Origin of the sequence: Dolichospermum sp. DET69 (genome assembly GCA_017355425.1) — a bacterium.
Classification (GTDB): Bacteria; Cyanobacteriota; Cyanobacteriia; order Cyanobacteriales; family Nostocaceae; genus Dolichospermum.
The window spans coordinates 3,257,875-3,279,879 of record CP070233.1 but is presented as its reverse complement, the minus strand read 5'-3'; the positions used below and the strand labels follow the sequence as shown (position 1 = coordinate 3,279,879).

At 38.0% G+C, this 22,005-nt stretch carries 24 protein-coding genes; 7 read left to right on the top strand and 17 right to left on the bottom strand.

Annotated features, from left to right (window positions below; translation table 11 throughout):
• Window positions 1-337: 337 nt before the first annotated feature.
• From EZY12_14990 to EZY12_14975, 4 genes are all read left to right on the top strand, one after another.
• Window positions 338-3,088 (top strand): family 10 glycosylhydrolase, encoded by a 2,751-nt coding sequence (locus EZY12_14990; GenBank protein ID QSX66143.1) that lies wholly within the window; start codon window positions 338-340, stop codon window positions 3,086-3,088.
• A 399-nt stretch (window positions 3,089-3,487) separates the two neighbouring features.
• Window positions 3,488-4,693 (top strand): EAL domain-containing response regulator, encoded by a 1,206-nt coding sequence (locus tag EZY12_14985; protein ID QSX66142.1) that lies wholly within the window; start codon window positions 3,488-3,490, stop codon window positions 4,691-4,693.
• 42 nt (window positions 4,694-4,735) lie between these two features.
• Window positions 4,736-5,122 carry a phosphomannose isomerase type II C-terminal cupin domain gene (locus tag EZY12_14980; GenBank protein ID QSX66141.1) on the top strand — a complete coding sequence of 129 codons (387 nt, stop codon included), beginning with the start codon at window positions 4,736-4,738 and terminating at the stop codon, window positions 5,120-5,122.
• Between the two features lie 84 nt (window positions 5,123-5,206).
• Window positions 5,207-5,455, top strand: a complete 249-nt coding sequence (locus tag EZY12_14975) for a diguanylate cyclase (GenBank protein ID QSX66140.1) — start codon at window positions 5,207-5,209, stop codon at window positions 5,453-5,455.
• A gap of 65 nt (window positions 5,456-5,520) precedes the next feature.
• On the opposite strand, the gene gshA is transcribed toward EZY12_14975, so the two are convergent.
• Window positions 5,521-6,660: a glutamate--cysteine ligase gene (gshA, locus tag EZY12_14970; GenBank protein QSX66139.1), complete on the bottom strand. Its 1,140-nt coding sequence runs from the start codon at window positions 6,658-6,660 to the stop codon at window positions 5,521-5,523.
• On the opposite strand from gshA, the gene EZY12_14965 reads away from it, so the two are divergent.
• A complete protein-coding gene (locus tag EZY12_14965) occupies window positions 6,659-6,919 on the top strand; it encodes a hypothetical protein (protein ID QSX70857.1) in 261 nt (86 codons plus the stop codon). The two genes, gshA and EZY12_14965, sit on opposite strands and share 2 nt — an antisense overlap.
• 240 nt (window positions 6,920-7,159) lie before the next feature.
• Here EZY12_14965 and tnpA read toward each other — a convergent pair whose 3' ends face one another.
• Window positions 7,160-7,573 carry an IS200/IS605 family transposase gene (tnpA, locus tag EZY12_14960; GenBank protein QSX70681.1) on the bottom strand — a complete coding sequence of 138 codons (414 nt, stop codon included), beginning with the start codon at window positions 7,571-7,573 and terminating at the stop codon, window positions 7,160-7,162.
• A gap of 174 nt (window positions 7,574-7,747) precedes the next feature.
• Between tnpA and EZY12_14955 the strand changes: the two genes are divergently transcribed.
• On the top strand, window positions 7,748-8,191 hold the full coding sequence (locus EZY12_14955; GenBank protein ID QSX66138.1) for a hypothetical protein: 444 nt from the start codon (window positions 7,748-7,750) through the stop codon (window positions 8,189-8,191).
• A complete protein-coding gene (locus EZY12_14950; GenBank protein ID QSX66137.1) occupies window positions 8,178-8,558 on the top strand; it encodes an IS1634 family transposase in 381 nt (126 codons plus the stop codon). The genes EZY12_14955 and EZY12_14950 overlap by 14 nt, the downstream gene beginning before the upstream one ends.
• Window positions 8,559-9,042: 484 nt before the next feature.
• Here the strand turns inward: EZY12_14950 and EZY12_14945 are convergent, their stop codons facing one another.
• The 15 genes from EZY12_14945 to EZY12_14875 form a co-directional block, all read right to left on the bottom strand.
• Window positions 9,043-9,831, bottom strand: a complete 789-nt coding sequence (locus EZY12_14945) for a GNAT family N-acetyltransferase (protein ID QSX66136.1) — start codon at window positions 9,829-9,831, stop codon at window positions 9,043-9,045.
• A gap of 510 nt (window positions 9,832-10,341) precedes the next feature.
• Window positions 10,342-11,262 (bottom strand): NAD(+) kinase, encoded by a 921-nt coding sequence (locus EZY12_14940; GenBank protein ID QSX66135.1) that lies wholly within the window; start codon window positions 11,260-11,262, stop codon window positions 10,342-10,344.
• 6 nt (window positions 11,263-11,268) lie between these two features.
• Window positions 11,269-11,574 carry an NADH-quinone oxidoreductase subunit NuoK gene (gene nuoK, locus EZY12_14935; GenBank protein ID QSX66134.1) on the bottom strand — a complete coding sequence of 102 codons (306 nt, stop codon included), beginning with the start codon at window positions 11,572-11,574 and terminating at the stop codon, window positions 11,269-11,271.
• Between the two features lie 19 nt (window positions 11,575-11,593).
• A complete protein-coding gene (locus EZY12_14930) occupies window positions 11,594-12,205 on the bottom strand; it encodes an NADH-quinone oxidoreductase subunit J (protein QSX66133.1) in 612 nt (203 codons plus the stop codon).
• An 87-nt stretch (window positions 12,206-12,292) separates the two neighbouring features.
• The gene (gene ndhI, locus EZY12_14925; protein QSX66132.1) at window positions 12,293-12,868 is read right to left on the bottom strand and encodes an NAD(P)H-quinone oxidoreductase subunit I; all 576 of its coding nucleotides are present in this window, start codon (window positions 12,866-12,868) and stop codon (window positions 12,293-12,295) included.
• 256 nt (window positions 12,869-13,124) lie between these two features.
• Window positions 13,125-14,243 carry an NADH-quinone oxidoreductase subunit NuoH gene (gene nuoH / locus EZY12_14920; GenBank protein QSX66131.1) on the bottom strand — a complete coding sequence of 373 codons (1,119 nt, stop codon included), beginning with the start codon at window positions 14,241-14,243 and terminating at the stop codon, window positions 13,125-13,127.
• 697 nt (window positions 14,244-14,940) lie between these two features.
• Window positions 14,941-16,077 carry a citrate synthase gene (locus EZY12_14915; protein QSX66130.1) on the bottom strand — a complete coding sequence of 379 codons (1,137 nt, stop codon included), beginning with the start codon at window positions 16,075-16,077 and terminating at the stop codon, window positions 14,941-14,943.
• An 84-nt stretch (window positions 16,078-16,161) separates the two neighbouring features.
• Complete coding sequence (sixA, locus tag EZY12_14910; GenBank protein QSX66129.1) at window positions 16,162-16,659, bottom strand: phosphohistidine phosphatase SixA; 498 nt, start codon at window positions 16,657-16,659, stop codon at window positions 16,162-16,164.
• Window positions 16,660-16,664: 5 nt separating this feature from the next.
• Window positions 16,665-16,859 carry a type II toxin-antitoxin system HicA family toxin gene (locus tag EZY12_14905; GenBank protein QSX66128.1) on the bottom strand — a complete coding sequence of 65 codons (195 nt, stop codon included), beginning with the start codon at window positions 16,857-16,859 and terminating at the stop codon, window positions 16,665-16,667.
• Window positions 16,856-17,080 (bottom strand): type II toxin-antitoxin system HicB family antitoxin, encoded by a 225-nt coding sequence (locus EZY12_14900; GenBank protein QSX66127.1) that lies wholly within the window; start codon window positions 17,078-17,080, stop codon window positions 16,856-16,858. Before EZY12_14900 ends, EZY12_14905 begins: the two co-directional genes overlap by 4 nt.
• Window positions 17,081-17,230: 150 nt before the next feature.
• Window positions 17,231-18,430: a hypothetical protein gene (locus tag EZY12_14895; GenBank protein ID QSX66126.1), complete on the bottom strand. Its 1,200-nt coding sequence runs from the start codon at window positions 18,428-18,430 to the stop codon at window positions 17,231-17,233.
• A gap of 111 nt (window positions 18,431-18,541) precedes the next feature.
• Entirely contained in the window at window positions 18,542-18,802 is a 261-nt protein-coding gene (locus EZY12_14890; GenBank protein QSX66125.1) for a UPF0175 family protein, read from the bottom strand.
• A gap of 80 nt (window positions 18,803-18,882) precedes the next feature.
• Window positions 18,883-19,353, bottom strand: coding sequence for a DUF29 domain-containing protein (locus EZY12_14885; protein ID QSX66124.1), 471 nt, complete (start codon window positions 19,351-19,353; stop codon window positions 18,883-18,885).
• Between the two features lie 113 nt (window positions 19,354-19,466).
• Entirely contained in the window at window positions 19,467-20,756 is a 1,290-nt protein-coding gene (locus tag EZY12_14880) for a bifunctional oligoribonuclease/PAP phosphatase NrnA (protein QSX66123.1), read from the bottom strand.
• Between the two features lie 648 nt (window positions 20,757-21,404).
• Window positions 21,405-21,902, bottom strand: a complete 498-nt coding sequence (locus EZY12_14875) for an HNH endonuclease (GenBank protein QSX66122.1) — start codon at window positions 21,900-21,902, stop codon at window positions 21,405-21,407.
• Window positions 21,903-22,005 lie beyond the last annotated feature (103 nt).

Below are 22,005 nucleotides of genomic sequence, written 5' to 3'. Positions count from 1 at the left end.
ATCGCTCTCAAACCCCAAACCTTAATCCTCCGTTGATGATTCTCAATAAAATCAGGGTTTTATCAAGAAGAATAAGGTACATTTTGTCAAGAGTAGGGAAATTTTCAAGCGTTGAAACCGTTGCCACATAAATGTTTCAAGATTGTTAAGAAAGATGTGGGTAATGGATAGCTTAAAAAGGGGGACTTTGAAGAATTTAGCCCCCCTTTTTAAGGGGGGTTGGGGGGATCTAAACGTTGTGGGGCAACTCTAGAAGACTTGTGTGTACACCGTAGGCAAGCACTGAGGGGGCTATGATTTACCTCATTCAAGTGCATACCGCTATAACTAATGACTAATGACTAAAAAAATATTCGGATTCGTTATTTTAAATATTAATCTGTTGTTGTTTAATGTTTTGGGTGTATTGCCAGCTAAAGCTATTAAGGATAGACCTGTATTTAGTGTGGTTAATAGTCAAAATAATCCTGAACAATGGCAAGGAATTAGCAACCGATTACAAAAGCTAAATGTGAACTATTGTGTGATTCCTTTGAGTCAGGTTAAACATAAGGATGATTGGGGTAAACCACAGGTATTATTTTTGCCCAATGTCGAGGTATTGACAACGGAACAGGCGATCGCTTTAGATCAATGGGTAAGTCAAGGTGGATATTTAATCGCTAGTGGACCAGTTGGTAATTTATCCACTCCTGGAGTTCGTCAATTATTACGAAAACTCTTAGGAGGTTATTGGGGATTTAGTTTAAATACTACTGAAAATCTACAACCTACAAATACCACTGTTCCTGATTGGATAAATCAAAAAGAATTGTTTGGTGCAATTAAAGGGGGGGTAATTATTCCCAATAATTCTCCTACTCAAAGTACAGTCGTTTGGAACGCTAAAGATCGTCTAACAGCAATATTAACAACTGAAAAATCTACCTTATTAGGTTGGAATTGGGGAATAAATACAGCAGCATCTGCGGGATTAGATATTGCTTGGTTAAAAGTATCTTTAAGTCGTTATTTAAAATTACCAGTTAATAGCAAACAGAAAATTGCCAATCCTGCGCCAAATTGTCAGCCCAATCTAATTACTGAACCCCCAAAACTGCAAACTTCTGAAAAACCAACTGTTACTGCTAAGTTACAACCAGTTAAAAAGACTGTTAAAAAACCAACTGTTACTTCCCAATTACCAGCAGAATCTAAAAATACAGGATTATCAATTGTTTCTAAACTCACCACCGAAAATTTAATTGATCCAATTAATCAACTAGAACAAAATGTCCGTTTAGATGTTATACCCAATTCTAACGAACCGATTGATCAAAAAGAAGCAATTTCCTTGCAAAAAGAATTAGAAAATCTCATTGGTAGAATAGAAAGTACCCATCTAGCAGTATCAGCTTATAATAGTTATAAAAATATCAATAATAGTGCCACGACTTCCCCCTTGGAAAAAACAGAAACAATAAAAACAGCATCTTCCAACCAACAAACAGCAAACTTAGCAGAAACCTTCACAAAAGCTAGAGAAACAACCAAAAATCTCCCCTTATTAATCCAACAAAAAAAGTATGCTCTAGCGCGGCAGACATGGTTACAAGCTAAAGCAAATTTATGGCAGCAATTTCCAGTTAATCAACGATTAGCACAACCAGAAATTCGGGCAATTTGGTTAGACAGAGGCACGATTATTAAAGCAGGTAATGAAGCCGAATTAGCCAAAATATTTGATAAACTAGCACGAGCCGGAATTAATACCATTTTTCTGGAAACCATCAATGCTAGTTATCCTATTTATCCCAGTCAGGTAGCACCCCAACAAAACCCCTTGATTCGTGGTTGGGACCCCCTAGAAAGTGCTGTAAAACTAGCTCACTCACGGGGGATGGAGTTACACGCTTGGGTGTGGGTATTTGCCGCTGGTAATAGCCGTCATAATGAAATTATTAATGTTAATCCTGATTATTTAGGACCCGTACTAGCAGCAAATCCTGATTGGGCTAATTATGACAATAAAGGTAATATTATTCCCGTTGGTCAAACTAAACCTTTTTTAGATCCAGCTAATCCCCAAGTCCGAGAGTATTTAATCAAACTGTATACAGAAATTGTTACCAAGTATCAAGTAGATGGTATCCATTTAGATTATATTCGTTATCCTTTCCAAGACCCCTTTGTTGGTCGCAGCTATGGCTATGGTAAAGCAGCAAGGGCGCAATTTCAACAACAAACGGGGATTGACCCCTTAAATATCTCTCCCAATCAACGGGATTTGTGGCAACAGTGGACAGCATTCCGGACTCAACAGGTTGATAGTTTTGTAGCTGAACTATCGCAGACATTACGAAAAAAACGTAACACTCTCATTCTCTCAGTAGCCGTTTTTCCCTTACCAGAATATGAACGCATAGAAAAAATTCAACAACATTGGGAAGTATGGGCCAGAAGAGGAGATATAGATTTAATTATGCCCATGACCTATGCTTTGGATACACCTCGGTTTCAAGGATTAGCCCAACCCTGGATTAATTCTACAAAATTGGGTGCTACTTTGTTAATTCCGGGAATCCGTCTATTATCATTACCAACTATGGGTGCATTTGATCAACTGCAACTGCTGCGAGACTTGCCAGTTAATGGTTATGCGTTGTTTGCAGCGGAAAATTTTAATCCTGAACTAGAACAAATGTTTAATAGTACCCAAGGGATTAAAAATGAACCTATGCCCCAGCGTCAACCTTTTCGCACTGCGGCCTTTCGTTATGCAGCTTTGCAGAGAGAATGGCAAGTGGTAGAAAATAATGGTCAATTGCCTATATCTGCAATGACCTCTGCTGAGTTTAAAAAGCTGGATCAGGATTTACAGGATGCGTTAAATCAACTAGCATCCGTACCTTCTGCCATTAATTTAATTACAGTCAGGGAAGCTCTCAATAACGTCCAGTCTCAATTTTCACAGATGCAAGCAAAAAATCAACCCTATGCCTATCAGGTTAAAGTTTGGGAAAACCGACTTTTAGCTATTGAACGACTAATCCGTTTTGGTGAAAGAAGATTAAATGTGCGGCAAAGAAATGGTATAAATGTTAAATGATGTTTTGATACCTGGTAAGGTTAATACATATTTATTAGATTAGAGTATAAACCTAGTACAGTCCGACGTAAGTTAATGAACCATTCCAAATCTGTGAAAAGCTGAATCCTGTATTCATTCTAAATTCTAAATTCTAAATTCCCTCCTGCGGTATTACTTATCAAAATCAAGATATGGTAGTTCAGAGGGAACAGGGAATAGGCACACCGGAACAGGAAAAACTCATGTTTAAAAACATGAGATTGAAATAATGACACTGTTTTTTTCGGGCTACGCATCTTGTAAAAACATCTTTTTTTTGACTGAAGCTCTAAACTGGTGCAAATGAGTGTTTCTTATCTGTTCCCAGTTAAGAGTTCCCTTCTTTTGTAAATAATCAAAATAAAAATGAGGTTAATTATGTCGAAAATTCTAGTTATTGAAGATGAGGAATCAGTACGAGATAATTTATTAGATCTACTAGAAACTGAGAATTTTGAACCCGTAGCATCTGCTAATGGTAGAATAGGTGTAGAGATGGCTATATCAGAATATCCAGATTTAATTCTCTGTGACATAATGATGCCAGAACTAGACGGTTATGGCGTATTAAAAGCATTACGTCAAGAGCCATCAACATCAACTATCCCTTTCATTTTTTTGACTGCTAATGCTGCTAAATCTGATTTCCGTCAAGGGATGAATATGGGAGCAGATGATTACCTGACTAAGCCATTTACCAGGGCTGAATTATTGAGTGCTGTTTTGAACAAGTTGGAAAAATATGCAAATTTAAAGAAGAATTTGTCGACTATTTCTCATAAATTAACATCGAGAATGCAGCTAGTTTTAAATCAGTTGAAACTGGCAATAAAAGAGAAAAATTATGAGGGTTTTGAGATTCATTACCAACCAATCATTGATATGAATACTGGCAGAATTACTTCCGCAGAAAGTCTGTTGCGTTGGCAGAATGCAGAGTTAGGAAGAATATCACCACAGGAATTTATTCCTTTGGCAGAGTCTCATGGATTAATTATTGATATTGGTAATTGGGTTTTCAAGACAGTTGGCCAGCAAATGCAAATTTGGCAAGATATTGGCATTCATAACTTAACGATAGCGGTTAATCTCTCACCAGTTGAATTTAATCAAGTAAATTTAATTCCCAAAGTTATTAATTTGATATCTAGCCATAATATTCAAGCAAATTGTTTAGAGCTTGAATTAACAGAAAGAATGATTATGGAAGATATGAATTTGGCTATAACTACCATGGAAAAATTACGCTCTTTTGGAGTAAAAATTGCCATTGATGATTTTGGAGTTAGCAATAATTCCTTAATGTATCTTAAACAATTACCAATGGATACACTCAAAATTGATCGTGATTTTATCAAAGATATTAATAATGATTACCGCAAAGCAGCAATTACAAAAAGTTTGATTCAATTAGGACATGATCTTCATCTGAAAATTATTGCTGAAGGGGTGGAAACTGAAGCAGAATTAGCACTTTTACGGGAAAATAGCTGTGATGCAATTCAAGGTTTTATATATAGTCCAGCCTTACCTGCGTTAGAATTTTACAAGCTATTATTAACTAATAAATCTTTTTCTGTTTAGGGTAGTAATAGGTAATAAGTAATAAGTAATTGGTAAAATTGTATGAATCAAAACGAAGTGGAAATACTATCAAATCTGAGTATAAATTCGTCTCATGCAGGAAATCGCTATTGGGGCTATGTGGAAGTTATCGAAGAAGGACAAAATTATCGGATCAGTCGGGTAGAAATCAAGCCTAAACATGGCATTAAAGCCCAAATCCATTACCATCGTCATGAACATTGGGTAGTGGTTTCTGGCGTGGCTAGGGTAACTTGTGGAGATCAAGAAATATTACTCAATCACAATCAATCAACTTATGTGCCAGCAGCCACACTGCACAAGGTAGAAAATCCCGGTTTGATTCCTTTGATAATCTTGGAAATCCAAAATGGCGAGTATTTGGGTGAGGATGATATAGAACGTCCCGTGGAGGAAAAGATTATTTAAGAATGAATGATCACTCCGCCAACTGGTTTGCTAAAATATTCACCAAAGTACCGCTAAGAACCTTATGGTGGAGAAGAGTTTGCGGTGATTTTACCTAATACTGATATTATAGGAGCAATGGCGATCGCCCAACGGATTCATGATGCAATTAAAGATTTAGCCATTCCTCACCAAGCCTCAAAAGTAAGTGATACAGTAACCATTAGTCTTGGTATAACTAGCCAAATACCTGCTGCTGAATTATCAGAAGCTACTCTAATTGAACAAGCTGATCAAGCACTCTACCGCGCTAAACAACAAGGACGCAATCAATTCGTGATATTCTTTGTATAATTTGCTTACTTCTTATTTTTATAATGACTGAAAACATTCTCTTCCCTCTTCCCTCGTCGCTCTTGCTATTCCCTGATAGATGAACATAGTTTGCTTTCTAGTTCAGTTTCCCGTTCTTGGGTAGCAAGAATCGCTTGAGTCATCACACGTTGAATATCAACGCCGACCTTATGTAATTGCAACCACTGTTGAGCTTCATTGCCTTCCCGCAGGATTTTTTGCAAGGGGGATAGGAAACAACTAAAGCCCTGTTGTTTAGTAATACTCCAAACATCTTGATAGATTTCTGCTATCCAATCTCTAGCAAGAATACTGCTACCATCTTGCCATCTCTGTAATTTAGCATCAAGACTGTCAGTTGCAGCAACCATTTCATTTTTCATGGTTAAGGTAATCAATTCTTCGGGAGAAAACGGACTTTGAGTTAAAGGATCAATAGTCGGGTTGTCAATAATTTGGATTAACCGTGCTTCTAATAAAGCAGTCATCGCTAATAAAGCAATAGGATCGGTCACTAAATCACAAATTCGCAATTCTAACCGATTTAGGTCATAAGGACGGCGATCGCCATTTGGGCGCACTGATACCCATAAATGCCGGACATTTTGCATTGCTCCAGCGGCTAATTGTTCATTTACCCATTGAATATGATGGGCATGACTAGCAAACAAGGGGACATGATCAGGGGTTTGGGGGAATAGTCCCCAGCGTGTGGAATGATAACCAGTAGTTTGACCATCTAAGAAAGGAGATGAGGCACTCATGGCCAGGAATAAAGGTGCTTCCATTCTGATAACCCGACAGGCACGCATTAATATTTCTGGGTCACTGATACCGATATTGATATGCACGCTGGCAGTAACTACTTTTGTCCCATAAGTTTGTTCAATGTAGTCATGATAGGGATTGGTAGGGTCAGAACGCAAAAAGTGATTGCTTCCCTGCAAAGATAATGTACTACCCGGTATCAAAGTATAATTATCCAAGCTTTGGAGGTAATTCCGCAACTCTTTTCGTGGGCGTAGCAAAGCGCATAATAGATTTTCATAATTCATGGATGGTTGAGTTATGTACTCCACATTACGACTATCTGGCTCACGCATAAACCCATCTAGATTCGCAATAATTTTGTCTGATAGTCCCACAATTTCACCTTGAGGCGTACCAGTGTACATCTCAATCTCAAAGCCTTTTAATAAGACCATGTTATTCTCCAAAACTTCTCTTAATGTTAATAAATTGTATCTAATTAGACGATTTTTTGCACTTTTTGGTTACATAGGGTTTGCTGATAGCGTAAGCCATGGGATAGGAGTCACCGAGTCACCGAGTCACCGAGTCACCGAGTCACCGAGTCACCGAGTCACCGAGTCACCGAGTCACCGAGTCACCGAGTCACCGAGTCAGAAGAAAGAAGAAAGAAGAACGGCTAGTCAACGAGACCTCACATTTACCCAGTTATAGAAGAGTGAAAATGTAAAGGTTTTCAACATCTTGGCTTAATAATCTGGCACTTGTTTGCTGATAGAACTCTGTAAAACTTGATCTATCAACGCTTTTGCTTTCTTTTAGCTTAATCAGCAGAAGCCCCACGTCTCACGCTTAGGAGCGTGGGATGAATGCGCGTGAGTTGAGTTGCGTAGCCTGACTTATATTTGAGCGTAGCGAAAACAAAGAAGGCTACAGCGACGAAATGAACAAATTTTATTCTTCGGGTTGATTTTGATTTTCAATGTATTTGCGTAATGTTGATATAGTAACGCCTCCACAACTAGCTACAAAATACGACCCGTTCCAAAAAACATCTTTCCAGTAAATCTTTGCTAGATGTTCTGAAAATTCCTGACGTAACTTTCTAGAAGAAACTGACTTCAAATTATTAACTAATTTACTCAATTCTATATCAGGATGATATTGGAATAAGCAATGGATATGATCCTCTTCACCGTTAAACTCTACAAGTTTGCAATCCCATTTAATTAAAAGTTCTTCTAAAATAACGTGAAGTCGTACCAACATCTCACCTGTAAAGGCTTTCCGTCTATATTTGGTTGTTAAAACTAAATGCACTTTTAAATCACTTACCGATCTACCTTTGGACGTAAAATCATTTTTCATGAGCATCTTGACGTATTTTTCTAATCAGCGTATACTAAAAAAGTAACACCAATTATTGAAAAAGGCAATATACAAGTGAGGATTTCGTACCAACCCACATTCCGCACTTCATTTTGTAGTACATTATCCATTAAAAAAGCCAAAAACTTAGTGAAAGCATTTATAAGTAAAGACATGAAAGCCTGTGAAATCAAAGGATATAGCTATGGAGAAGAACAAGTATCTTATGGAGGAATAGAGCAAAGATGGTTATTAATTGAAAGCACAGACAGAAAAAAAGCAGATTTAAAGAAATTAACTCAAAAAATCTCAGAGGAGTTTCTAAAAACTAATAAACAGCTAGTCAAGTTAGAAAAAGAAGATTTTTGTTCAAAATCTTTAGCAGAATTAAAAATTAAAGACATGACAGCAAAATTAAAATATCATCAAACATCGGACATAGAAATTAGCGAGAAATTAAAGAAAGGAACAACAGTAGTGTATCAAGTCAAATGTAAATTAATAGAAAATCAGGAGTTAATCACAAAACATCAAAATTCTTGTGGTCGATTTATTTTATTCTTCGAATATTTTAGACACAACAAAATTAGCACCTACAGAAATATTGAGAATATATAAAGAACAGCAATCAACAGAGCGAGGATTTAGATTTATCAAAGACCCGTTATTTTTTGCCGATAGTCTTTTTGTGAAAAATCCAGAAAGAGTAGAGACAATGATGATGTTAATGGCATTATGTCTTTTGGTTTATAATCTGGGACAAAGACAATTACGAATTGCATTAAAAACACAAAAAGCTACTGTTAAAAATCAACTAAATAAACCCACGGAATCTCCCACATTAAGGTGGATATTTCAATGTTTTCAGGGGATTCATATTCTGATTGCACAAGGAGTTCAGAGAATTCTTAACTTAACGAAGGAACATTGTCGCCTCTTGCAATTCCTACCGAATGCTTGTCAAAAATATTATTTATTATGTTAGTTCTAAAATCTATAATTCCCTATTGCATGGTTTTGTGTTTCTCTAACTGATTTAAAAATTCAAATTCAACTATTTCACTGGCTTTTTAGACACAATAAAAGAGCTAGAATTTTTGTGTGCATAATTTATTTTTTGATAGTAACGTAATTTTTACGAACTATTGTTTTGAATTACCCGTGAATGTAGTTTTTGCATACTACTCATTGAAGTGCGGAATGTGGGATCAAGAACCGTGGGACACACGGTCTTAAAGCTCAGTCAATGTCTTCATAGAAGAGTCGCGCTCGTTGCCCACACTCACCTGAAAGGGAGTGTGTGGAGTATGTCACTAAGCCCTACTTATAGCGGTATGCACTTGAATGAGATACAGTGATTAAATTTCAAAACCCGTAGGGGTTTCCCCGCCCTCAATTGTATTGAATCCCAACAATAACCGCTATAGTGTTTATATTAATATTCATAAAAATCAGCCCATAACAGATTTTTACTCCTGACTCCTGCCATGATGCCATTTAGTAAAATCAGCAATATTAGAAATAACTAAAAAGTCAATAGTTTTAAATTGTTTATCAATAGCTGGTAAACTGCATACTTTAGCACCAATATTTAGATATGCCTGAAGAATATTAGGAATTGATATATTATATTTATCTGGATGATTTTGTAAGGTTTCTATTAGGTATTTTGCATGAGGACATACTAAAATATCAGGATGTATAAAATTATTGTGCTTTAAATAATTAAAAGTACAAGCCGCTTCCCAATGGGATTGTGTAAGTAAAGATGCACAACCAAAAAAATATTGTTTTTTAGTCCAAATTAAATAATTAGCTAATCCTTTCCACAGTAACAATAAAGTATGACTATTGCGGTACTTTTTAGCTATACAAGCTCGTCCTACCTCAACAGAAGATTGAAGCACAGCATCAGGAATACCGTGAAGATTAAATATATCAGCCGCATCAAATCCTAGATATTGAGCAGCCATTGTATAAGTTTGCATTCTATAAGTACCAATTGTTTCACCTGTATTTTTAGAAATAAGTAACAAATGATGACAAACTTCATCAAATTTATCTTTATCCATCTGGCCAATATTAGAACTAGATAATCCTAAACCCAGTTCGAGGTTAAACACTTCAAACCGCAACTGAAAAATAGATTCTAGTTCTTTGGCATTTGCAGCTAGACGCAGGATATATTTATCAGTTTGCAAAGTGGGAAAATCAGAAAGATGGAGTTGATAATTATTGTAGCGATCAGAAAGTTCCATCTATTTTCCTACATAGATTTGTAAAATATTTTACCAACATAGAAGATATATCCCCGACTGCTTTAAGAAGTCGGGGATCTGGTTATTATCTTTTTTTCATTATGAGCTTAACTGCTCAAAAAATCTGGTGATAAGATACAAATTCACCTAGTACCGCTTTCTCGGAATTTAGAATTTAGAATTTAGAATTGAGAATGAATACAGCATAAGCTTTTCACAGATTCGGAATGGTTCATTAACTTACGCCGTACCGGACTAAGTAGGTAAACAGAAAAAATTAAAGGTATATGACGAAATGTAAATTCAATGAATGCCTTGCAAATAGGTCGTTTCACGGTTTTCACAAAACTAAACATATATCGTTTTTATTATGTTTACCTACTTAGTCCATACTTTTAATTGTCAGTAATAGTAGATATTAAAAAACCCCAGATGTATTGAAATCAGGGGCAAAAATGAATTTACAAATACGAGCGCACTGGGGAAAAGTTTAGAAAAAACACATAAAAATCAACTGCGGTGATTATTGTTGTAGCGAACTCTTGTCCCAGCCCAAAGTAATTTCTCCCGCAATGTTTGATAATATGAATTATTTGCGCGTAAAACAATAAACTTAGCTCGACAATCAGCCATTCGCACATCAACACGGTGTCCTGGCCAAATGGAAGTAGATAACACACCATCCATCCACAGTTTGGTACTTAAATCATAATCCCCCAAAGGCCAAATACTGACCACAGAACCAGGGGGTAAAACCAGAGGACGACTAGAAAGACTCATGGGACAAATGGGAGTGATGGTAATTGTTTCCATCCCATCGTGGATAATTGGTCCATTGGCAGAAACTGTATAACCAGTAGAACCTGTGGGAGTAGAGATAATTAATCCATCTCCTACATATTGATCAACTATCTCACCATCAATTTCCATTTCCAGAATTGAGGTAATCATTCTGTCAGCAGAAGCGGGTTTGACACAAAACTCATTTAAAGCCAAGTAACTTTCCGTCACAGGTTCTAAATTTGAGCCAGTCCCATCATATACCGCTGCTTGTAACATCATGCGGCGTTGGATAGCATAACGATCTTCTAACAGCCTGTCCCAAACAATTTCTGGATCTTGAAACTCGTCTACTGATTCAGTTAAAAACCCCAAATGGCCTCCCACATTCACTCCAAGAATGGGGATGCCTGCTGGGGCTAAATGTCTAGCACTGGTTAAGACAGTACCATCACCACCGAGTACCAAAGCTAGATCAATTGGTTGATTAGCAGAGGCCAAAAAAACCGGATAGGGGTTATCTTTTGGCCCACTAGGTCCCATCAATACTTGGCAATGACGATTTTCTAGTTGTTTAGCACAGAGTTCAGCCCAGCGTTTACTCTGGGGATCTCGCGCTTTGTAAGCGATGATTACCTGCTTAAGTTGCACGCACTATTACCATTTCAGAAGATTAAACTGCTCCATATCGACAGTATCGCGGTTGCGATAAATAGTCAGAACGATTGCTAAACCTACTGCTGCTTCTGCCGCTGCCACGGTAATCACGAAAACTGTGAAAACCTGACCTTTAATTAAGGTTGAATCAAGGAAGTTGGAAAATGCCATTAAATTTAGATTAACGGCATTTAGCAATAACTCAATTGACATCAGTACCCGCACTGCGTTGCGACTGGTAATTAAACCATAAATACCAATGCAAAACAAAGCTGCGGCTAATAATAAAAAGTATTGGAGTTGCATGATTGTCGGTTGTCAGTTGTTAGTTGTCAGTGCTGCTACCAGTGGATATGAGTTCTTTGGGGCGTTCTGGTAGGGTTAAAATTGTTTGTTGTAGTTCAGAGGTTGGTACTGTGTCGGGGATATATTCACGACGTGCCAAAATAATTGCTCCTACCATCGCTATTAGCAAGAGGACGGAAGCTAATTCAAAGGGTAGCAAGAAGTCGCTAAAGAAATGCTCCCCAATGACAACGATGGAATTTTGATTAACTACAGGATTAGTTGTATAAGCCCAAGGCGTAGCTATCACCATTGTACTTAAGAGAGCAAATAGTCCAAAACTGACTAAAGCTGTAAATACTTTACGGATTCCAGCATTAGGCAATGGTGAAAAATCCTGTCTTTTGTTTACCAACATAATGGCAAACAGAATTAAAACGTTAATTGCACCAACATAAATTAGTATTTGTGCCGATGCGACAAAATCACCATTTAGCAATAGGTATAATCCCGCCATGCTGATGAATACTCCTCCCAGCAAAAAGGCGGAATAGACAATGTTAGAGAATAGCACTACACCTAGTGCTGCCCCAATCATCATCACAGCAAGAATGCCAAATGATACAGACTGTACTCCTTCAGCTAAATTCACTTCTTTCGATCCTTTTAATGTTTGATAAATGCTGACTAGTAATTGGTAATTACCGTCAACCGTCAACCGTCAACCGTCAACTGTCACCTATTTTTCTACCAAGTCTTCTGGACGAGAACCAGCACGAGGGGCATCGGCGGGAACTCCGTGAGGGTCCATTACGCCTTTAGGTAGGTAAACAAGTTCACGGAGTGGTGTTACCATTGGATCATTTGTAACTTTATAGGGTAAACGTCCTAGAGCGACGCTATCGTAATTAAGTTCATGGCGATCGTAAGTGGCTAGTTCATATTCTTCTGTCATGGATAAACAGTTAGTGGGACAATATTCCACGCAGTTACCACAGAAGATACAAACGCCAAAATCAATACTGTAGTGTTTGAGCTTTTTCTTTTTAGTTCCTTTGTCCATTTCCCAGTCAACTACAGGGAGGTTGATGGGACATACACGCACACAGACTTCACAAGCAATACACTTGTCAAATTCGTAGTGAATGCGACCGCGAAATCTTTCACCAGGAATTAATTTTTCGTAGGGATATTGGACGGTAACGGGTCGCCGTTTCATGTGGTCAAAGGTAACGGATAATCCTTGACCAATATAACGACCTGCTTGGATGGCTTCTTTGGCGTAATCACCAACTTGTTTGAGGAACTTTAGCATTATCTGTTTTTCTCTTGACTTTTTTGTTCAGTTGTCAGTTGCCAATTATTAATGATATTGACCACTGACCGGGAATTTTAGATTTTAGATTTTAGATTTTAGATTTTAGCTTAAAAAAATTTGGTACAAGCCCCGTCATTCTCACAACGGAAAAATTGTCAATCCAAAATCTAAAATTTTCGAGCTTCTACACTTGTTTGGTGGAGTCAATCCAAAATCCAAAATCGTCAATCCAAAATCGAGTGACAACTGCTGTTTACCCACCGAAAAGTGAGGGAAAGGCTAGTTTGCAGGCTGCGGTTAAGAGGAGATTTACCAAGCCTATTGGTAAAAGGAATTTCCATCCTAAGTCTAGCAATTGGTCAATTCGGACTCGTGGTACTGTCCAACGAATGAGAATGGCCAGAAATACGAGTAGGTAGGCTTTAATTACGGTCATCGTGATGCCTATAACCGCTGTGACTACCTGAATTGCCGGGTCACTTTCACTAACTCCTAAGTAGTCAGTAATCAGGTGCAGGGGGATGGGAGAATGCCAACCACCAAGGTACAAAATTGCTACTAGTAAAGCAGAAAGTACCAGGTTAATGTAGGAACTGAGGTAAAAAAGCGCGAATTTCATGCCTGAGTATTCGGTCTGATACCCGGCTACTAGTTCTTCTTCTGCTTCTGGTAAGTCAAAGGGTAAGCGTTCGCATTCTGCCAATGCGGCTATCCAAAAAATCATGAAACCTAATGGTTGTCGCCAAATGTTCCAGCCTAAAATACCGAAGTTAGATTGCTGATTCACAATGTCAACGGTGCTGAGACTGTTGGACATCATGGCGATCGCTAGTACACTCAATGCCAAGGGTATTTCATAACTGATGGACTGCGCTGCCGCCCGTAAACCTCCCAACAGGGCGTATTTATTATTAGAGGCATAGCCTGCCATTAATAACCCAATGGGCTGAATACTGGATAATGCAATCCACAAAAACACGCCCATGCCCACATTAGAAATGATAATATTCTGTCCAAATGGCACAATTAAATACGACAGAAATACTGGCAAGACGACAATAATTGGACCGATGGTAAATAGCCAAGGATCTGCTTTAGCGGGGATGATATCTTCTTTAAATACTAGCTTCAGACCATCTGCCACAGGCACTAGCAATCCAAAAGGTCCTTGATATTCAGGCCCAATTCGTTGCTGTACAGCCGCAGAGATTTTCCGTTCTAGCCATGTGGCAACTAGTACGCCGACTGTAGCCCCAATTAGCATCAGAACCATTGGTAATGGCATCCATAGGGCTTTGGCTGCTCCTGGGGGTACGCCTAAGTCCCTGACAGATTGAATAAAAGTTCCTTGGAGGTCAATTCCTGGATTCATGTTTGCTGCTCTTTAAGTCAACGTTCTGATGAACTATGAAGGATGAAATTAGTTAGAGACTTCCAAATAAAAAAATATCCCAAGATTTCTTGTGGTGCAGGCCAAACAGCCTGCTAATAATATCAGGACGGGCAGGATGCCCATCCCACAAGATTGGATCATTTTTTTTGTGGAGTTCTCTTATTCCCATCTTCATTTTTTTACTAATAATCTCTGCTGAGATGATGCTCGATTGAAGTTCAATACATTTGCCAATTCATGAGTCTAGTATATCCTTGGATGGTTTTCACCATGAGACTCCACAAGACAACTTCTACTTATGGTTGGGATTAGGAATTAATGATTGGTAAGTCGGAAAATGGGCAAAAGTTTACCCATTAAGTCGTTAGACAAGACAAACCAGCCGTTTCCAGGTTGGCGACGGTTGTTTATTATACTCAAAACGGTTGGGACATGGAATGAAAGTAAAATCACGAAAAACCTAGATTTGTAGGGGTTTAGCATTGCTAAACCCCTGCCCGCAGAATTAAATAACTAAGCCGTTTTGAGTATATATACAAATTGTCTGATTTTTTAGAACTTCTAGCAGGTTGCGATTTTGGGAGACAAGCCTCAAGGGAAGATATGATATTTATCAATCTGTCCACTAGTGGACTTGAATTGCAAATCCAAAATCTAGAGTTGAGTTGTTTATTCGTTAACGTTGGTCAATGGGAGTGTACGCGATTTCGTGACGACCATTGTAAATTTGGGTAGGACGGAAGATCCGGTTTTCTACCAGTTGTTCTTTCCAGTGTGCTAACCAACCAGCTACACGAGCGATCGCAAATACTGGTGTAAACAAGTCTGTAGGAATTCCCATTTTCCTATACACTAAACCGGAATAAAAGTCAACATTAGGATAAATTCCTTTACCACCCAGTTTTTCCGAAACTACCCGTTCCATTTCCACGGCAATTTCATAATATTCATCATAGCCAAACTTCTCAAACAACTGCTCTGCCAAGCCTTGTAAGATTGTCGCGCGGGGGTCTTTGACTTTGTAAACACGATGCCCAAAGCCCATAATTTTGGCTTTGTTTTTGAGAAGATTATCTACATAAGGGACAACATTCTCTACAGAACCGATTTCTTCCAACATCTGAATTACTTCCTCATTCGCTCCACCATGCAATGGACCGCCTAAAGTACCTACAGCACTAGCAACCACCGCATAAGGATCAGTTAAGGTGGAAGCTGTTACCCTAGCACTAAATGTAGAAGCATTCATTGTATGCTCAACATGAAGAATTAAACAGATATCAAAGATTTTTGCTGCTAAAGGATCAGGTTCTTTCTCATTAAGCATATACAGGAAGTTAGCTGCATAGCCTAAGTCATCTCTGGGTTTAACTGGGTCATTACCTTCTCTCATTAACTGGAACGCTGCTACCATTGTCGGAATAGTAGCTATCAAGCGGACAGCAGAGTTACGAATATAGACCGGATTATGTAAGTCCCGACGAGAATAGAATAAACCTAAAGCAGCAGCGGAGGCTTGAAGAGCATCCATGGGATGACCACTTTCAGGGAAACATTTCATCATGTCCCGAATGCGGTATTTGATGCGTCTGTGGAAAAGAACTTCATGCTCAAATTCTTTTAGTTCTTCCTGAGTTGGTAACTCACCCCACATTAAGAGATATGCAGTTTCTAGGAATGTACTTTTTTCAGCTAATTCCTCAATCCTGATACCACGATATTCTAGAATTCCTTTCTGCCCGTCTACATAACTAATACTCGACTGGGCTGCGGGAATACCTTCTAAACCAGGCTTGTATTCGCATACCGTCATGGCGACACCATTTACTTTGTAAAATATTTGCTCGCGCTAACTCACCAGAGACTATTTTCACCACAACAGTTGCAGATGTAACAACTATTGCAGCAGGTACTTGGGCGGTGTCAACCAAAACATTTGGCTCCGACCCCAAGCTGAACCATCATCTGGTAGTTTTATTCCCATCATACCTGCTTTTTTGAGGATGAGACTCTCTTTTACTTCTCCCCACAACAGAATTTCTGCCCAATGGCTTAAATTAGGCTCATGGCCTACCAATCCTAGTTGGGTTTTATGGGGATATTTTCTGGGTTCTAGCCATTCTTGCAGCCAATTTTGAAGATTACCTTCAAAGCTAAGATGGTCAGATGCTTCTAACTGGGAACTCAATCCAGCAGCAATGAGTATTTCTGCTGTTTGGTAAGCGCGAACTAGGGGACTGGTGAGTATTAAATCAAAGTGTAATTCTAGCTTTAGTAATTTTTGAGCTATTTTCTCGGTTTTTTGTCGTCCTTCTGGGGTGAGTTGTCGTTCTTCGTCTTTTAGTTTGGGTTGATGTTCTTCGGCAATACCATGACGAATTAAATATAGTTCCATGTTTATTAAGTTGCACCTAGTTCTTGCACTTGCAAATCTCGACAAATTTTCTTCTCTAAAAAATCGTTAATTTCTTTATGTCGTGGAATAGCTGATGATTTTTGGGTAGCTCTATTGACATAAATGGTGTGGTTTCCTCCTTCACGCAAGAACTCACAACCACAAGTTTCTAAATGGCGAATTAAGTCTATGCGCTTCATGCAACTGACAAGAAAATAGGTTCACGAATTACATCCTGTCCTTGCAGTTGCTCTTCTGCAAGCAAGCGATGAGATTCTAAAACTAATTCAATAGCTTCTTCTAAATTTTCTCTTGCTTCTTCAAGAGTCTCTGCTTGAGTATTTGCTCCAGGTAATTCTTGAACAAATCCTATATAACCTTCTGGAACTTTTTTGAATATTTTAGTTAGTTTAAGGCGCATATTCACTTCATAAATTATTGCTGTGTAATTGATCTTAACCCAATCTAAAGATTTCGTCTTTGTGCTAGGTACAAAATCTTCAAGAATATAGCTTTCTGTAAACTTTGGTAATGTCTTCTCCAACTTTAGATAAAAAAATAATTTCCTATCTCATAGCTGATAACCATAAGACAACTCAAAAAGGCTACCTTGCTTCAATAATGGTTCAGATGAAGATGATTTTATAGATCCTGCTTGTTCACTGGGAAAGCGTATATGATTAAATGTAAAAACCTCATGAATACGCGGTCTTTTCCCACCAATCCGTACTTTTGGCAATCCAGTGTCGGCTATGTCAATTATTTCTGCTGATTCCCAATTTAGGCTTGTATGGACTTCTACAAGATCACCAATCTGGTACTTTACAAGCGGTAAAGAGTGTTGTACTGCTGCTATTGACTGCAATGGTGAATACTCTGGTTTTCCTACTTTAATTTTGGGAGGTAGATTCTTTTCTTTCAGCCAATTTGCTTCTAATTCTAACTCTTGGGGTGTTAACCCAATGCGACTAGCAATGCTACATGAACCGTCTAATCCTTGATCATTAAATTGTCTTTTATGTGATTTATATGAACGTGATATTGGAGGCTTGCCAATATCATAATGTAATTTCCCAGTTGTTGGATCTTGCCAAAACAGGTAGTATTGAATTCCTTGATCTGTTAACCAACAACGATGCTCTCCCATTCTGTTATAGATATCTTTATGAATAAACCATTCGACTTCTGAGGCAAGAAGTAATAAGTGATTATTTCGCTCTTTAAAGTCTTTAAATGACTGTTGTGAGATTTGCACTTCAATCGCTCGGATAACCTCTTTACCCTTGTAAATAACAATATCAGGGCAACGACTTATTGGTGGCACATCTAATTTCAAAAACTTTTCCCGTTGCAGTTTATATCCTTGTTCTTGTGGATATTGTTCACACAATAATTCCATAAATGACAAAACTGATAAATCATGAGCAGTATTATTATAACCTCTATGAATATCAACTCCTGCAATCTGCTGTATCTGTTTAGTTGTTCCACAAGGATGAGCAAAGTGCATTAATCTCTTCACTTCATCCAATGGGGTATAACACCCACAACGATAATTCACATTCAAGGTCATCTTCTCAAGAGCTGCGTATGTTTCTGTGAGTTTGCCATAAGACCTAATCTGCTCCCTAAACCTCTCACAGAATGGACAGTAATATGTCCCACCTCTTAACTCTTTATCCAAAACTTTTGCAGATTCCTTTCCTGTCATTACTAGAACTGCTGGCTTAATTAATTCGTGACTATCTGGCAATCGTGCAATTAGTGTCATAATAACTTTCTTAGTCTTATTTATTGTTAAATGTTTAATAGTTTCACTAAAAAATTGCTACTCAAAAAGTTTGAGCATGAGCTTACTTGTTAGAATGTATCTAAGAATATCTTAAATTAAAAATGACTGACCTAAATCCTCAATCAGTTCAGCCTCAGTGAGTTTAAAGGTGCTGATACTATAATTTGCTAGTTGTGAAAGAAATACAACTTTAGGAATACCCGCTAAATTAGCCGCTGCTCCAGAGGAAAGTTTACCAAGTTCATACAATTTCATAGCAGCAGCAAGAAGAACTTTACCTTGTAGCTGTTCTGGCTTTACCTTGAGAGCCAATACAGTTTCTTCGGGAATAGTTAAATTAAGTTGGTACATAATAATCTATACACTGCTTTATTTATGATCATGGTAACGCAATTAAATAATTAAATAATTTAAATACACAAATATTACAATTATTCTTCACCATGAGGATAAAAGTCCAAATCTAAAATATCATCAACAGCAAAAGGACAAACAATAGGAAATTTATCATCTGATAAACCCGTTTCCACCATTGCCTCTCTTCGCGCTCTCTGATAAGTAGTATTAATCCACTCAGCAGCATTTAAAAAACGTCGCAAACTAGGACTTTCTATGAATAATTCATCTAAATTTAGTCGCTCACGGGTAATGGTTATTTGCCAACTATTGCTACGTTTTTCAGGTTGATATTTCCATTTAAGTAAATGCGATAATATTAACCTCAATGCACTCTGCAAAGCTCTTTGTTGACTCTTACCCAAATCCACCACTTCCTCAATTAAATTTTCTAAATCTAGTATTTCCCAATTTCGAGATTTTAAAAGCTCTGCTGTTTGTTCTACCCAAGCATAAAAATCTTGCTCATACAGAAGTTGTAAAATTTGCGGGTTTTTCGTCTTCATGGGATTGCCTCAAACACTACTTTTAAGTTGCAATTAACCGCCAAGAAATTCATTTGTATGGGTTCAGCATTGCTAAACCCTAAATAAATCAAGTCTTTCAATCCGATTTAAGACTAAATTGGATTATCTCTAGGATTCACCAATCTCAATAATTTCTGTTTAATTTGTGCGTCGAAAACTTCCCATTTTATTTTCGCATAAGCCGAATTTTCATTACCACCAGATAAGAAACCCATGGGAATTTCAAAACCTCCTGCACCCGTTCTTCCACCACCAAAAAACCGTCCGGCGCTATCTTGTCCAAAGGCTTCTTTAATAAATTCATCAGGATCTAAGGTCAGTTTTGTGGTTCTGAGAGAACCGATTACTACTTCTAGTTCGTCATCTTCATCATGAACAATTCCATAGACTACTGCGGTATGCACATTTTCCTCAGTTACCAGAAAATCAGCCGCTTGGGGGATTGCATCCCGGTCATCATAGCGTAAGTAACCAACACCAGCTATGGAAAAGTTATTTTGAACGATGCGGTTTTTAAGCGATCGCTCGATCACATCCATCACCCGCTTAGAACGATTTGCTTGCAAAATAGCATTTAGTAACTGAGCATCATAAAATCTGCTCAGATACCCAGCAGCCATAAAATCTTCTTCTTGTGCCTGCATCAACCGATTTGTATCTGAGCGTAACCCGTGCATTAAAGCTGTAGCACATTTAACGTGCTGGCTCATGCTGTTATCTAAGGTTAACAATCCTGCTTGTAAGTATTGAGTAAAAATTGTGGCTGTAGCTCGCACATAAGGACGAACATCAACAAATTCTGACTTGAGTTCCCCTTGTAAACTATGATGATCCACTAGCACTATCAGGGGAATTCCGGCTTGTTGGATTGCTGGTAATAATTGAGATGTAGTTCCCTGGTTGTCAATTAACACAAACCCTTGATAAGATGACAAATCTTTATTTTTTACGGTTTGTATTGTCCACCGTTGAGCAGGTAAATTAGTTAGCTTAACTAAAGCAATATTTTCCTGGTGGCTTAAAGTTCCCGCGTAAATAATATCACACTTGATATCATACTGTTGGGCAATTAATTGGTAAGTCCAAGCACATGAAAGAGCATCAGGGTCAGGAAAATCTTGCAAAATTACTAATTGCCGTTCATGACGATGTGCAAGCAGTGTTTTCTGTAACTCTTCTGATTTTTGAGATGCCAAAGAATTGCCACGCTGCACTAAATAGATACCTCCATCACCATTACTATTACCATTAGAGGATGGTAAGGAAGTCCGGGTTAAAGGTGGAAGTTCAATTAACTCTTTCTCTATTTCTGCTTCATCTGGATTAGGATCTGTAGCCAATGATAAACTCTCAAGTTGAGAAGGCGGATAATTCACGTACATAAGTAACTGTATTTCTAAGTGTGGAAAGTGGTGTTATCCATTCAGATATGATCCCACGGATGATGCGCTCTTAAAGCTACATTAGGCTGGGCAAAAATCTAAAACTAATTGTTTTGGCACTGTGTAGGGTGGTTGATTTTTTGTCAATAGCATGAGTTAAGGATCTATTACATCCACCTTAAAGCACATAGAGATGCTGAAAATTAAGTCCGCTTTACGTTTTGAAGTATATGCAATCTCGTAATTTGTGGCTTTGTCTAAACAAATATACAGATTTTTATGAAAAAAAATTTGATAATTATCTTGAATATTTATTTGACTTGTGTTATTTTTAGTATTCTTTGTGCAAATTGATCTCTCAATTTCTGGGTGGCAAATCATCTACTTGTAATTGTAACAAATTATCAGTTAAGAACAAAAACTATATATATATCGTTTTTTAAAAGATAAAACGCCAATTCTGGAAATTAAGATTGTTGCTGCGGACATGAAAATATCAGCTTAGTGGAAACTTGCCATAAGCTGTAGTATAAACTAACCAAACACAAGCGAAAACCCTACTTGTAGAGACTGCCATTGATTTTAATCAAACGGTTCTATCTACAGGTGAAGTTTGTCCTGAATTTTTGTAGTTAATTATGGATAATGTCAAAGACCTATGACATACTTTTGCCACTCCTGGTGAAGTCCACTTTTAAGATGCTTTGTTACCTCAAAGTAGAGACTACTGTAAGGTTGACGGGGTAAATGACGCAAAGGCATCCGGGCTTCTTGAGGTGTACGACAGCCTTTTTTTACGTTGCAGCGTACACAAGCAGTAACAATATTCTCCCAAGTATCTCCCCCACCCCGTGATCTCGGCATCACGTGATCTAGAGTTAACCCGTCTCCTGTGCTACCACAATACTGGCAAGTATTGCTATCACGATGCAGGATATTTCGGCGAGTGAAAGGAATTTCCATATAAGGAACGCGAACATAGTGGCGCAACCGAATAACGGTCGGCAGCGGAAAATCCGAGTAAATAAACTTACCGTTGTATTCTAAGCGTTCAGCCTTGCCTTTAATCAACAAAACCGTGGCTCGTCGCCAACTGGTGATGTTGAGCGGTTCGTAAGAGGCGTTCAGGACTAAAACCTTCCTCATGAATCTGCGCTCTAAGGTATTAGTTTTACACATACTAACACAAATACACTCTGCTGGGAATATGAGAATAATTTATACTTTGGTGCTTGATTTAGATCACTAA

Coding starts and splice junctions, on each gene's coding strand:
- EZY12_14905 (QSX66128.1), bottom strand. CDS start 16,859: ATGAAGCGCATAGACTTAATTCGCCATTTAGAAACTTGTGGTTGTGAG.
- sixA (QSX66129.1), bottom strand. CDS start 16,659: ATGGAACTATATTTAATTCGTCATGGTATTGCCGAAGAACATCAACCC.
- EZY12_14900 (QSX66127.1), bottom strand. CDS start 17,080: ATGCGCCTTAAACTAACTAAAATATTCAAAAAAGTTCCAGAAGGTTAT.
- EZY12_14895 (QSX66126.1), bottom strand. CDS start 18,430: ATGACACTAATTGCACGATTGCCAGATAGTCACGAATTAATTAAGCCA.
- EZY12_14915 (QSX66130.1), bottom strand. CDS start 16,077: ATGACGGTATGCGAATACAAGCCTGGTTTAGAAGGTATTCCCGCAGCC.
- nuoK (QSX66134.1), bottom strand. CDS start 11,574: ATGCAACTCCAATACTTTTTATTATTAGCCGCAGCTTTGTTTTGCATT.
- EZY12_14880 (QSX66123.1), bottom strand. CDS start 20,756: ATGTACGTGAATTATCCGCCTTCTCAACTTGAGAGTTTATCATTGGCT.
- nuoH (QSX66131.1), bottom strand. CDS start 14,243: ATGAATCCAGGAATTGACCTCCAAGGAACTTTTATTCAATCTGTCAGG.
- tnpA (QSX70681.1), bottom strand. CDS start 7,573: ATGAAAAATGATTTTACGTCCAAAGGTAGATCGGTAAGTGATTTAAAA.
- ndhI (QSX66132.1), bottom strand. CDS start 12,868: ATGCTAAAGTTCCTCAAACAAGTTGGTGATTACGCCAAAGAAGCCATC.
- EZY12_14955 (QSX66138.1), top strand. CDS start 7,748: ATGAAAGCCTGTGAAATCAAAGGATATAGCTATGGAGAAGAACAAGTA.
- EZY12_14945 (QSX66136.1), bottom strand. CDS start 9,831: ATGGAACTTTCTGATCGCTACAATAATTATCAACTCCATCTTTCTGAT.
- EZY12_14885 (QSX66124.1), bottom strand. CDS start 19,353: ATGAAGACGAAAAACCCGCAAATTTTACAACTTCTGTATGAGCAAGAT.
- EZY12_14990 (QSX66143.1), top strand. CDS start 338: ATGACTAAAAAAATATTCGGATTCGTTATTTTAAATATTAATCTGTTG.
- EZY12_14875 (QSX66122.1), bottom strand. CDS start 21,902: ATGAGGAAGGTTTTAGTCCTGAACGCCTCTTACGAACCGCTCAACATC.
- gshA (QSX66139.1), bottom strand. CDS start 6,660: ATGGTCTTATTAAAAGGCTTTGAGATTGAGATGTACACTGGTACGCCT.
- EZY12_14890 (QSX66125.1), bottom strand. CDS start 18,802: ATGTACCAACTTAATTTAACTATTCCCGAAGAAACTGTATTGGCTCTC.
- EZY12_14985 (QSX66142.1), top strand. CDS start 3,488: ATGTCGAAAATTCTAGTTATTGAAGATGAGGAATCAGTACGAGATAAT.
- EZY12_14980 (QSX66141.1), top strand. CDS start 4,736: ATGAATCAAAACGAAGTGGAAATACTATCAAATCTGAGTATAAATTCG.
- EZY12_14965 (QSX70857.1), top strand. CDS start 6,659: ATGTTATTCTCCAAAACTTCTCTTAATGTTAATAAATTGTATCTAATT.